This window comes from Salmonella sp. 32031103-2018-00083-FB-01-SM-01 (assembly GCF_017571995.1).
Classification (GTDB): domain Bacteria; phylum Pseudomonadota; class Gammaproteobacteria; order Enterobacterales; family Enterobacteriaceae; genus Salmonella; species Salmonella enterica.
In genome coordinates, this window is sequence record NZ_JAGEQL010000002.1 from 384,375 (window position 1) to 396,745 (window position 12,371).

At 54.4% G+C, this 12,371-nt stretch carries 15 protein-coding genes; 13 read left to right on the forward strand and 2 right to left on the reverse strand.

Going from position 1 to position 12,371, the window contains the following annotated elements:
• Positions 1-88: 88 nt before the first annotated feature.
• From J4614_RS08145 to J4614_RS08190, 10 genes are all read left to right on the forward strand, one after another.
• Entirely contained in the window at positions 89-700 is a 612-nt protein-coding gene (locus J4614_RS08145) for a PFL_4669 family integrating conjugative element protein (RefSeq protein WP_047459244.1), read from the forward strand.
• Positions 690-1,115 carry a DUF3158 family protein gene (locus J4614_RS08150; RefSeq protein ID WP_094888305.1) on the forward strand — a complete coding sequence of 142 codons (426 nt, stop codon included), beginning with the start codon at positions 690-692 and terminating at the stop codon, positions 1,113-1,115. The genes J4614_RS08145 and J4614_RS08150 overlap by 11 nt, the downstream gene beginning before the upstream one ends.
• A 191-nt stretch (positions 1,116-1,306) precedes the next feature.
• Positions 1,307-3,112 (forward strand): DNA topoisomerase III, encoded by a 1,806-nt coding sequence (locus J4614_RS08155; protein WP_208293129.1) that lies wholly within the window; start codon positions 1,307-1,309, stop codon positions 3,110-3,112.
• A 247-nt stretch (positions 3,113-3,359) separates the two neighbouring features.
• A complete protein-coding gene (locus tag J4614_RS08160; protein WP_094888303.1) occupies positions 3,360-3,803 on the forward strand; it encodes an STY4534 family ICE replication protein in 444 nt (147 codons plus the stop codon).
• A gap of 70 nt (positions 3,804-3,873) precedes the next feature.
• Positions 3,874-4,257, forward strand: coding sequence for a hypothetical protein (locus J4614_RS08165; RefSeq protein WP_094888302.1), 384 nt, complete (start codon positions 3,874-3,876; stop codon positions 4,255-4,257).
• Between the two features lie 111 nt (positions 4,258-4,368).
• Positions 4,369-5,028 (forward strand): pilus assembly protein PilL, encoded by a 660-nt coding sequence (locus tag J4614_RS08170; protein WP_094888301.1) that lies wholly within the window; start codon positions 4,369-4,371, stop codon positions 5,026-5,028.
• A gap of 3 nt (positions 5,029-5,031) precedes the next feature.
• Complete coding sequence (locus J4614_RS08175) at positions 5,032-5,706, forward strand: TIGR03759 family integrating conjugative element protein (protein ID WP_208293130.1); 675 nt, start codon at positions 5,032-5,034, stop codon at positions 5,704-5,706.
• Positions 5,685-6,203, forward strand: coding sequence for a transglycosylase SLT domain-containing protein (locus J4614_RS08180; RefSeq protein ID WP_138019722.1), 519 nt, complete (start codon positions 5,685-5,687; stop codon positions 6,201-6,203). Before J4614_RS08175 ends, J4614_RS08180 begins: the two co-directional genes overlap by 22 nt.
• A complete protein-coding gene (gene traD / locus J4614_RS08185; RefSeq protein ID WP_138019723.1) occupies positions 6,200-8,218 on the forward strand; it encodes a type IV conjugative transfer system coupling protein TraD in 2,019 nt (672 codons plus the stop codon). The genes J4614_RS08180 and traD overlap by 4 nt, the downstream gene beginning before the upstream one ends.
• Positions 8,215-8,847, forward strand: a complete 633-nt coding sequence (locus tag J4614_RS08190; RefSeq protein ID WP_020846009.1) for a DUF4400 domain-containing protein — start codon at positions 8,215-8,217, stop codon at positions 8,845-8,847. Before traD ends, J4614_RS08190 begins: the two co-directional genes overlap by 4 nt.
• 65 nt (positions 8,848-8,912) lie before the next feature.
• Here J4614_RS08190 and J4614_RS08195 read toward each other — a convergent pair whose 3' ends face one another.
• The gene (locus J4614_RS08195) at positions 8,913-9,752 is read right to left on the reverse strand and encodes a hypothetical protein (protein ID WP_020846008.1); all 840 of its coding nucleotides are present in this window, start codon (positions 9,750-9,752) and stop codon (positions 8,913-8,915) included.
• Entirely contained in the window at positions 9,752-11,314 is a 1,563-nt protein-coding gene (locus J4614_RS22305) for an AAA family ATPase (RefSeq protein WP_138019724.1), read from the reverse strand. Before J4614_RS22305 ends, J4614_RS08195 begins: the two co-directional genes overlap by 1 nt.
• A gap of 198 nt (positions 11,315-11,512) precedes the next feature.
• Between J4614_RS22305 and J4614_RS08205 the strand changes: the two genes are divergently transcribed.
• From J4614_RS08205 to J4614_RS08215, 3 genes are read left to right on the forward strand one after another with little or no spacing between them, the layout of a single operon-like run.
• Entirely contained in the window at positions 11,513-11,818 is a 306-nt protein-coding gene (locus J4614_RS08205; protein ID WP_079779138.1) for an RAQPRD family integrative conjugative element protein, read from the forward strand.
• Positions 11,811-12,044, forward strand: coding sequence for a TIGR03758 family integrating conjugative element protein (locus tag J4614_RS08210; RefSeq protein WP_020846005.1), 234 nt, complete (start codon positions 11,811-11,813; stop codon positions 12,042-12,044). Before J4614_RS08205 ends, J4614_RS08210 begins: the two co-directional genes overlap by 8 nt.
• 9 nt (positions 12,045-12,053) lie before the next feature.
• On the forward strand, positions 12,054-12,371 hold the full coding sequence (locus tag J4614_RS08215; protein ID WP_208293131.1) for a TIGR03745 family integrating conjugative element membrane protein: 318 nt from the start codon (positions 12,054-12,056) through the stop codon (positions 12,369-12,371).

The following is a 12,371-nucleotide window of genomic DNA, read 5'->3' on the forward strand; positions in this document are numbered from 1 at the left end:
AACTTTCTGTGGACCAGATGGGTTTCCCGTCGCCTGACTGATTGCGCGGACCGACACTGCGGGCATCTGAATCCATGGAGAATTTCCGATGCCTGGCACAACCCTGTTCAGCGATATCCGCATCACCCTGCACACCCGCGTCGCCGCCCGGCTGTGGCAGGCGCATCCCACCGGCATGCTGCTCTGTCTGGCGTTACTCAGGCGTCTGCTGCGCGCCGAAGAGGCCGACGATCCGTGGGCCGCCCACTGGCTGAAGCAACTGCGCATCCGCCTGAACCTGATCGCCCACCTGCTGAAGCAAAAAAACATCCGGCTGGACCATGCCTTCGCCAGCCTGCCGGGCGCTATCCACACCACGCAGGTCAGTAACCCATCCCCGACCGAATTCATCCTGCCGCTGGCGCTGTTCTCACCGCCCGGTTCGCGCCTGCTGCAACAGTTGATTGATTACGATCTGCTGGTCCGCCGCACCCTGCTTGCCTGGCACCTCGGCCTTATCACCCAGGCGGAGAAGCGCGATTTCATTGCCACCATTCCACGCCTGATGCTTCAGGTGTTCAGCTTCGTAAACCGCTTTCGCACCACTGGCGTGACCCGCGCTGACGTGCGGGCGAACAGTCCGCTGGCACAAACGATGGCGCATAAGCTCGGGAATTTGCCCAAAAAGATGCTTGTGGAGATCCTGCGTGATGATCGGTGACGACAACGAAGAAAGCGCCGCCCGCAAAAGCTCGCTAAAGGGCCTTTTAAAGGCCTTTAAGGGTAAGGGAGAGCTGCAGGCGCTGGTGCAGGAATTACAGACGCTGCGCGCGCAACTGCAACAACGTCAGCCGGTGCTAAAACAGGCGGTATATGAATTGCCGGGGCGTAATGTACCGCTGATCCTGTGCAGCAACCCGGCACGCTCCGGCGTCAGCTATCTGCGCTGGCGTAATCTGGACAACAACCGTTCGGGAGGCGTGGCGTTGCAGGAGGCCATTCAACAGTCGGACACGGGAGATGAACTGCGCGACGCGCTGATGGCCCTCGAATGGCGGCGGCAGGTTCTGAATACGCAGCTTTCGGTGGTGATGTTTATGCTGCGGCGGATACAGCCATTAACCAGGCCGGTTTAAAATTTTGCGCAAAGTTGAACCCTGAGTGTCACTTTAGCGATTTTTTTAAACTCAGCGCATGCACCTAAAAACAGGCACTATCCGCTTAATGCACGTTTTAAGGTGCAATTTTTACCTTCTCCCTCCAGTTTCCCCTGTCGCCTTATCCCTCCGGCACACCATGCTGAACTCCCTTTCACCGGAGACAGCCCATGCAACTTTACCTGTGCGAAAAACCCTCTCAGGCGCGCGATATTGCCCGCGTACTTGACGCCCGTAACCGCAGCGATGGTTACCTGCATAACGCCACTGTAACCGTCACCTGGTGCTTCGGCCATCTGCTGAGCATGGCCGCGCCGGAGGATTACGATCCCACACTGAAACACTGGCGGGCAGAGCATCTGCCGCTTATTCCCCCGACATGGCGGCTGGTGATCCGCCCGGAGGTACGCAAGCAGTTCCGTATCATCGAAAAGCTGCTGAAACAGGCGGATGCAGTGGTGATTGCCACCGACGCCGATCGCGAAGGCGAAACCATCGCCCGCGAAATTCTGGAACAATGCCGCTGGCGTGGTCCGGTCCAGCGACTGTGGCTGTCGGCGCTGGATGAGGCCAGTATCCACAAGGCGCTTGCTGCACTACGACCCGGTGACAGTACTTTCCCGCTGTACCAGGCTGGACTGGCGCGCGCCCGCGCTGACTGGCTGGTCGGCATCAACATGACCCGCGCCTGCACGCTAATGAACCGGCGGCACAAAGGCGTGCTCTCCGTGGGCCGGGTGCAGACGCCGACCCTGCGTCTCGTGGTGGAGCGCGACCGGGAGATAGCCCGCTTCACGCCCCGCTCCTGGTGGCGGGTGGATGCCCGATTGCATACAGGCGGCAATTCCTTTCTGGCACAGTGGCAGCCCGATGGAGCTTACTGCGATGACGAAGGGCGCTGTATCCGCGAATCCGCCGCCCGCGAGGCCACCGCACACCTGCAACAGGCCGGAACCGCGCTGGTAATGGATGTGACCACCCGGCGGGAGAAGACGCCACCACCGCAGGCCTTCACCCTCAGCGCCCTGCAGCAGGTCTGCTCAAAACAGTGGGGCATGGGCGCGCAGGAGGTGCTGGACATCGCCCAGCGCCTGTATGAAACCCATAAGGCCACCACCTACCCGCGCACCGACTGCGGCTATCTGCCGCTCTCCATGCATGCTGAAGCGCCGCAGGTGCTGGCGGCGCTGGTCGCCAGCGACGCCTCACTCCAGCCCCTCGCAACGCAACTGAATCTGCAGCAACGCTCCCGGCTGTGGGACGACAGCAAAATCACCGCTCACCACGGCATCATCCCGACCCGTAAAACGATAGATCTGACGCAGCTAAGCGACAATGAGCGCAAGGTCTACGGCCTGGTACGTAGCCATTTTCTGACGCAGTTTCTGCCAGACCATGAGGTGGATAAAACGGACCTGCGCCTGAACTGCGCCGGGGAAACGCTGGCTGCCCGTGGCTCTGTGGTGATTGTCAGCGGCTGGCGGCAGCTGTTTTTGCGCGAGATGGCAACCCAATCGCCGGAAGAAACGCAGGCACTTCCTGCCCTGCAACAGGGACAGACCTGCGAGGTAGAACAGGTGGACGTTCGCGCCCGTCAGACTCAACCGCCGGAGCACTACACGGAAGGGACGCTGGTTGCCGCGATGAAAAACGCCGCCCGTTTTGTCAGCGATGAGCGCCTGAAGCAGCGGCTGAAAGAGAACGCCGGTATTGGCACCGAAGCCACCCGCGCCGGGATTATCCAGACGCTGCTTAAGCGCGGTTATCTGATTAAGCAGCGCCGCTTTCTGCTGGCAACCGATACCGCCAACGCGTTGATTGATGCTCTCCCGGAAGCACTGAAAGATCCGGGCACCACTGCGCTATGGGAGCAAATGCTGGATGACATCGCGACGGGGAAAATGGGGCTGGAGGCGTTTCTGGTGCAGCAGCAAAACATCAGTTCTCTTGTCGGGCAGCTCCTACACCAAAAGTAAATCCACACCTGGACAGCAAATATTTTCGACGCGCAGTAAACATTATCCCGAAGATATTTCTACTCCATCACCTCAAAGTAAACCGAGTTACCCAAAGTCCGCCATGCATTCCTGAAACGCGGAGGCGCACAGCGCGGAATGCCCGTACTGCCAGTAACTCAGAGGCCTTGCAGCCAATGAGCCAAACCCGAAGCGGGGCATCCCCGCGCATTGGGGCCTCCGCACCTTTCAACACGGAGATACCACCATGAACGATACCCATTACTTCAACCTGTACACCAGCGGTCTGGGCTACCTCAACCGGATCCGGGAAGTGACCCCGAAAAAAGGCGAACCGTTCCTGTGCTGCGACATTGCCGCACTACGGGGCGAAGCCAGCAACGCGGAGCACACCTGGTTCGACTGCCGCGTCAGCGGTAAGGAAGCGCAGAAACTGGTGCACCGCTGTATCGACGCCTGCGAGCAGAGACGCAAGGTGCTGATCCAGTTCCGCCTCGGCGATCTGTATGCCGACACCTTTGTCTACAGCAAAGGCGAACGTAAAGGCGAAACCGACGTCAGTCTGAAAGCCCATCTGTTGCACATCGGGCTCATCAAAATTGACGGTGAAGAGGTTTACCGGGCAGAACGCGAAGCTGATTCACAGCCAGCGCCAGCCACACCGCCAGCAGAGCCTGTACCGCAGTTCTGACACACAGCATTCACCCTGCCGGGGAGATACCCCGTCGGGGCGTATCCCTGGCTTTTTACCGGAGAAACGCATGATGAATACCGTATTTAACTCACGTGAAGAAGCCCTTGACCAGGGCGCGTTGTTTAATCTGAATGACGCGGCGATAGCGGCCAAGCTGCCAATGGAACTGGCCATTACCCCACCGGCCCACAAGACATGTCTTGAGGGCCGGGATGAGAACGCCATGCAGAATTTACTGAAAGGCGTTGAAATGGCGGCGGTAGTGGCGTTTGTCGCCCAGAAGCCGCCGCAACGCGCCATCCGTATTGATTACCGCTCGGTGCTGGCGCAAAAAACTAACGGCAGTACGCAGCAGCACACCGTCAGGCTGACGTTACGCGTTCATTTTACTGAGCGCGGCATCCCCTGCGCCGCCACACTGGGGCTGATGGGGGAAAGATTCCCTTACTGAATTGATTTCGCGCCCTTAACCGGGCGCTATTTTTTGACGCCGCAAACAGTTGTCGGTATTCCCCAGCCCTCTCATCCAGCACGCTCCTGTCAAAGCCCTGTGGAGGATGCGATGAAACGACTATTAATAGCCCTGCTCCTGTTCATTTTCATCGGCGTGGCCACCGCCTCCCCAGCAACGCCAGAAGTCGTCCGCTACGACCGCTATCTGCTGGTCAGCACATCACCGCAACAGCCGCCACTCGAACAGCTTACAGCCTTGGCCGTTCCGCCCGGTTTTCACCCGACGGTAGGGGAAGCATTGCAGTACCTGCTGCGCGACAGCGGCTGGAGCCTGTGTCTTGCCGATGCGCGCCGGGCGCAGCTTTATGGCCTCCCGTTGCCAATAAGTCAGTACCACTCCGGCCCGCTGCGCCTGAAGGCCGCCCTGCAACTGCTGGCTGGCCCGGCGTGGCGAATGACCACCGACGAAAATCGTCGCGAGATTTGTTTTGCCAGTGACAGTTCCCTCCCCCCGACGGTGGCTTACCGTCATCCCATGTCCCTCCGCCCTTTGGGGCCGTTAACGGCCCCGTTTTTTCTCGACGGGATCGTACATCGCGGTGATATGCGCCTGACGGTGATTGTGCCGCCCGAAGCCGTTTATCTCCACCAGGTGGTGTGGTTACGCAAGGGAGAGCAGTGGCGCGGCTGGCGGCTGGAGCGGTTTGATGAGCGCCGGGCGGTGTTCCGTCACGGTAAACGCCAGTTGACGCTGAAAGTACCGGAGTAAACGATGAAACGCCTGGTTCTTCTGTTACTGTTCACCGCCAGCGCATGGGCGCAACCGCTTCAGGTGCAGACCAGCCAGAATGCGGACTCCGCTCTCAGACCGCTGACCACGCAACAGCAGGCCACCGTCTGGGGCATCACGCCGGAGGAGTGGCAGCACTATCTCACGCTAAAACAGCAGGCGCGCGGCGTCTGGTCGCCGGGGCTCGATCCGCTGACCACGCTGGGCGTCGAAGCCGACACAGACCACGAACGTCAGCGCTTCGCCGAACTGCTGGTCAGGCAGGAATACCAGCGGCTGGAGAAAGAACTCGCCTTCCAGCGCACCTATGATGCCGCCTGGCAGCGCCTGTATCCGGGCCTGACGCCGCTGAACACCACCTCTGCCAGCACTTCCCGCGTTTCGCTATTTGTTAAAGATGACTGTCCGCCCTGCGACAGCCTGCTGCGTACCCTGCTGGCGCAACAGCGCCCGCTGGATATTTGGCTGATCAACAGTGAAGGCGATGATAACCGGGTGCGCCGCTGGGCGATGGCGCACGGTATTGACGCAAAACTGGTGAGTGAACACAGCATCACGCTTAATCACGACGCGGGCCGCTGGCTCCTTTTGGGGCAGAGCAAAATCCCGGTGGAGCTGGAACGTAAGGGGGAACAATGGCACGAGGTCCTGCCCTGATCCTGCTGCTGCCCTGCCTGGCGCTGGCACAACCCCTGCCGGAAGCGTACCTGCGCGCCGCGGAGCATTTCCGCGTGCCGCCGGAACTGCTGTGGGCCGTCACACAGACCGAAAGCGGAGCGAACCTGAGCGGCAAACATCGCCCATGGCCGTGGACGCTCAATATCAAAGGCACCGGCTACCGCTACGCCAGCCGGGAGCAGGCCTGTCAGGCGCTGCTGGCCGCCATCCGCAGCACCAGCCCGAAGCGCATTGACGTGGGGCTCGGGCAAATCAATATCGGCTGGCACCGGGCGTATTTTGACTCTCCCTGCGACGCCCTGCATCCCCTGCAGAACCTGTCGCTCACCGCGCAACTGCTGCGTCAGCGCTACGATGAACGTCCCGGAAGCTGGCTCAATGCCGCCGCCCGCTATCACCGCCCCGCAGGCGGCGCGCCCGCTGCTCGCTACCGCAAGCTGGTCAGCCGCCATCTGCAACAGGCCGCACCGCCATGAGCCGCTATGCGCTGGAGGCGCTGCTGCGCCCGCCTGTAGAGTTTTACAGCACCGTCACAGCCAGTTGTGGCGCATTAATCTGCCTGACGCAGGCTCCATTGCTGATGCTGACACCGTGGCAGGCCCGCCTGATAGCCTGCGCCCTGATGCTGCTGGCCCTGCGACGAGGCTGGCAGGGCTGGCACATCGTGCGCTACCACCGTAACCTCCTGCGCCTGCCGCGCTACGCGCTCACCAGCCGGAAAATCCCGGTCAGCCGCCAGCGACTGTTTCTCGGCAAGGGGTTTCGCTGGCAGCCCATCCACACCCAACGGCTGTACGACTGCCTGCAACCAGAAGCCGCACGCTGGCTGCGCCCCGGGTGGTGTTACCGTCTGGCAAGGCACATCGAAAAACGCGGCGAACATACCCTGCCTCGCCTTGCCCGCCTGCTCAGCGCCGATCGCTGGCTGAATCCAGTGCGCCCGCTACCGCCCGTCGGCGGCAATCCGTGGCTGCACGGTGTGGAACTGAAAGAATGCGACGTCACCCTGCCGCTCAGTGAACGCCCCGGCCACACGCTGGTGCTTGGCACCACCCGCGTCGGCAAAACCCGGCTGGCGGAACTGCTTGCCACTCAGGACATCCGCCGTGGCGAGGTGGTGATCGTTTTCGATCCGAAAGGCGACGCGGATCTGCTGAAGCGTCTGTGGACAGAAGCGCAGCGCGCCGGACGCGGCGACCGCTTTATCCTGTTCCATCTGGCGTATCCGGATATCTCCGCCCGCTACAACGCCATCGGGCGCTTTGGCCGCATCTCGGAAGTGGCGTCGCGCCTCACCGGACAGCTTTCCTGCGAAGGCAACTCGGCGGCCTTTCGCGAGTTCGCCTGGCGCTTTGTGAATATCATCGCACGCGCCCTGGTGGCGCTCGGACAGCGCCCCGACTACCAGCTAATTTCCCATCACGTGGTCAATATCGATGCCCTGTTTATCGACTATGCCCGTATCGTGCTGCCGCGCCACAACGCGCGGGCGTGGGAAGTGGTGGCGCAACTGGCGGAGCGTGTAAACGACAAAAACACACCGCGCCATATGCAGGGCCGCGATCCTCACGTGGTAGCGCTGGAGCAGTACCTCAACGCGGAAAAATTACACGATCCTATCCTCGACGGCCTGCTCTCGGCGGTGCGCTATGACAAGACCTACTTCGACAAGATCGTCGCCTCGCTGCTGCCGCTGCTGGAAAAGCTGACCACCGGCACGCTCGCCGCCCTGCTCGCCCCGGACTACCACGATCTGGACGACACGCGTCCGATCCTCGACTGGCAGCAGGCGATCCGCCAGAAAGCGGTGGTGTATGTCGGGCTGGATGCACTCTCCGATGCAGTGGTCGCTGCCGCTGTCGGTAACTCAATGTTTGCCGATCTGGTGAGCGTCTCCGGGCATCTGTATAACTTTGGCCTCAACGAAGGACTACCCACCAGCAGTGAAAAACCGCCGCCCATCAACCTGCACTGCGATGAGTTTAACGAACTAATGGGTGACGAATTTATCCCGCTGGTCAACAAGGGCGGCGGCGCGGGTATTCAGGTCACTGCTTATACCCAGACCCTGAGCGACATTCAGGCCCGTATCGGCAGCGCGCCCAAGGCAGGCCAGGTTGTGGGCAACTTTAATAACCTGATTATGCTGCGGGTGCGTGAAACCGCTACCGCTGAACTGTTGACGAAACAACTGCCCCAAGTCGAAGTACGTAGCCGCCAGGTGAGTTCCGGCGTCACCGACACACCGGGCGGCATCAACAGCTTCAGCAGCAATACCCGCGAGCAGGTGGTCACCCGCAATGTACCGCTGCTGGATACCGCCGCGCTGATCCAGCTTCCCAAAGGCCAGGCCTTTGCCCTGCTTGAGGGCGGGCAGCTGTGGAAAATTCGTCTGCCACTGCCCGTAGCAGATAAGCACAGCCCACTACCGGAGTCCGTCGCGCAACTGGCGGCGTGGATGCAGGCGCACCAGCAGGGGCTGCCGGAATGAGTGAACAACGACCTCCTCCGTCACGCCCGGCACAGGGATCAATAGGCTGGCTACTGTCGCTGGCCGGACGGCTTATCGGATTGGTGATCGGCGCGCTGGTTCTGCGGATCGTACTGGAACTGGCGGGGCTCTATTTCTGGTGGCCGGAGGAGGGGAGCAGACATGTTTTTCAGGTGATGAAACAGGAACGGGTGGAACTGGTTATCGCGTTGCAACCACATCCGCTCGGGAATGACATTGTGACACTGTTGGAAAAAGGAGCAACTCACGTGCTTATGGTCAACAGGCTTCTGCACAAACCGTTCATCGCCCTAGTCTATACTCTGGTGAGTTTTATGCAACGCCTGACATGGCTTATCGCCATGCAGCCTCTGTTTTGCCTTTGTGCCTTAACCGCGCTGGCTGATGGGCTGGTTCAACGGGACTTGAGGCGGTTTGGCTCCGGGCTGGAATCCGTTTTTCTCCATCGTTATGTCATCAGGTTCGGCAGTTCAGTCACCTCAACGGTTTGGGTGTTTTATCTGGCGCAACCATTGTTTCTGCCCGCAATGCTGGTTTTACTCCCTGCCGCCTTATGGCCCGGGATAACGGTGTGGATGGCAGCAGGGAGTTTTAAGCGATATATATAGCTCACTCTTTTTAAATTCTCTAATTTTCAACCATAGCTATGCATATCAAAAAATGCAAAAAATAGTTACCTAAATCCTCCATTACAGTACCATTCGCTCTCTGACAAAGCTAAGTAAATAGCTGTTTCCCATGAGTTTAGGCAATACCTAACCCTGCTTTCTGCTTCTGCGCAAAAATAATCAGTAACAGCCTCTGAACCTCCTCTTTCATATAAATCAATCACTCTATATCTGAGATTAGACAATAGGACGCCAGACTGAGAAACATACAATGAGTTTAACTTAAAAATCTCAAAATGATTTCTAATCCTACTATTTAAAACATCATCATATTCAGGGACGTCACGCGTGTAAAAATGAGCAGATGCAGGCTCACCTTCGATAACCTCTGCAAATAACCATTGATATTCAGTTACATTATCATAGTAAGGATGTAGAGTTTGGCTTTCCTTATCCAAAGCAACTACGTCTAATTTATCTTTATTACAGTCTGAACATGCAGGGATTAAATTAAAAGGCATAACAACGTGCTTGGAATAATTAGATTTCGGTAAGTAATGATCTAATGTTTTAACTTGCCTATGTCCACATAATGGACATAGATTAAACTCAGCAGATGAACGTAATCGGTCATAAACGTTACGTCCCGGAGAAGATGCTTTAGCCATTCGTTGTGTGTATACTTTCTCCATAACTACTTTTGTTATGTTATCATTAATATTTATCGATTGTGGCACACGGTATAAATCAGCATTTTGTGCATGTTCATCATATTCTATAGCAGCCTGATTAATCAATTGTTTAATATCCCCAAGATTTCTCCTTAAATTCACATCTTTTACCTTACTAATACAAAGAGCAAATACCTCCATAGCATTGTCATTTGGTTTATTCATCCTTTTCATCAATTTTCTCCTTCGGAATACAACAATCCTTGCAAAATCATTTTAGCTTCTGAACCAAGTTGCCCATCAAATTTCCTCAGAATTTTTTTATAACTTGCCCCTGGATTAGACCTAATTTCATTATTTAATAAAGTGTGGAATCCAGATTCAGTAACCTCTAAACCAAATACATCACTTGTTAGTAATCCGACATTCTCACCAAATGTCTCTTTTTGAGGTCTTTCAGCTTTAGAGATCTCACCAAAGCGTTTAATTTTCCACACACAGACTTTAGGTACTTCCTGGAGAATAATTGGCGAATGAGTTGCAATGATTGCTACACCATTTTTATATATCAATAGCTCAGAAACTGCTCGAATAAAAGAGGAAAGTAATGGTGGATGTAAATGACACTCAGGTTCATCCATTAGGACTAATGTCTTTTCTTCTAAAACCTCTACAAGCTTAGTAATCGTTAACATAGTAATTGCATGTCCTGAACTCAGTTTCCTGAATTTATTTCTGCAGTTTCTTTTGAATGTATCTTCATCACTATCACTCACATCCATTTGAGTATATAAATCAATCAAATCACCAAAGTTATGATCCTTCAATAGAACATCGGATTCCAAAATGTGAATTGAACGTAACCAACGGTTTGACTTCTCTTTTTTACAACAACTGTATAAACTTTCGGCAAACTCATTTTCAAGCATTCTTTTACTTTTGTGAGTACCTATTTTACCCCCAATATTATTTACTCGCTTCAAACCAATATAGGAATATTTTACCGATTTAGTTTTATCTTTTTCCTCAGGAAGTGGGGTAAATGGGTCGAATGCACTAAAAGCAACCGATACGACCCCAGAAAATATTTCATTAATATCATTAATTTTTGTCTTATCATCATCCTCATCAGTCAAATAAAATTGAGAGTGTTTTGTATTTATTTTTTTTATTTTTAACACTGATTCAATCATATGATTGAGCAAACTTGTTTTACCGACTCCATTTGAACCAATTATCACATGAATATTAGTCGGTGGATTTGCCTCTGGAATAACATGAAAATCAAGATCCATCGTGCTTTTAGCATTACCTGAAACAAATCCAAAATGATATTCAGTAAGAATATCACCACCTTCTATTAATCGCCTAAATTGATTTTTTACTGTAGAAAGACTAACATCTCTTAATAAAGAATAAGTCATTACCCTTTCATTTGATACCTTTGAAAGCAAGTCAGCATTATATACAACATCATTTAGACCACTTAATATTTCAGTTTGCAATGCTCTACTTAACGTTCTAACACCTAAATAATAATCGACACTTTGTCCTAAAGAAAAATAGTTATCCTTTAGCACGGAAAAACTTTCATCTATCTCTGTTCGGCTTTCATCTTGCCCTATACAACCGATTTTTAAAATCCCCAAGTCATGCCTTTTATTTTCCTCATCATATACAACACTTTTGAACGTTGTTCGAAAACTAAAATCATCCCAGTTATCGTCAATAAGATACATTATGGGTTCACCTATATCTGACAACTTAAAATTTCGAGGAACACGTTTAAATCTCACTTACATCTCCTTTTCTCTAAGTAATTTCCAATCAAATAAACAATCTTTCACAAACCTTTAAAATATAATCCATTTTATTTATAGAGGGAACTCCGTCAAGTTTAGATTGTGACAATTTTTTTTACCTACGAATAGTTAATCGAAGGAGGTTTTTCGATAGGGGTTTACCATAATGTAAAATGAATGAGGTATTTTAAGATGAAAAATCGATTCACTTTAACACTTTTGATTGTCTCTTTTTATTCAATAGCCGATTCGCCTGAACCCGCTCAACTCGCCCTCGCGCTGAAGCAACTCGACGGCGTTAAAACCTCACTGGCGCGTGCCCAAACCAGCGCCAGCACAGACCCGCAGTCACGCTACTTCTTCGACTACTTACAGGCGCAGCAGGACATCACTGCCGTTGAACAGGGCATTCGCCACTACCTTATCCCGGCAAGGGCACAACCTCGCGCAGTCCAACCCCTGAGCGCCAGTTACCAGCGGGAGAAACCCGATGACTGATTCGCAACTCGCCGCCTTCCAGGCTGCTAGCCTGAGCAAACCAGAGACCGTCAGCCTGCTGGTGCTTGGTCTGTTTACCAGCGTCCTGCTGCTGTGGTGCGCCTGGACTCTAATGGTCGCCTGGCAGGGCGTCTGCCGCCAGCGCCTGAGCTGGCAGAGTTTTGGCGCAGTGGCGGCTCGTTCACTGTTACTGGTGCTGGTCTGTTTCTGGCTGATACTGAGCTAAGGAGGCATCATGCGCTGGCTGTTGTTACTGTTATTTGCTGCGTTCAACACCTTGGCCGACCTGCCAACGATGGAAGATCCGTCGCGCAGTCAGGGCCAGGGCATTATGGAGACGCTGCAAAACTACGGTTTTGACATCGTGGTGCTGCTGGCGCTGGCCATCTGCGCCGTCGGTTTTCTAGTGGTGGCGAACAACTGCATTGCTACCTACTCGGAGATCCAGAGCGGGCGCAAGCAGTGGAAAGATCTGGGCTCGATGGCGGGCGTCGGCAGCATTCTTCTGGTGGTCATCATCTGGCTGCTCAACCAGGCTTCGGACGTCCTGTAA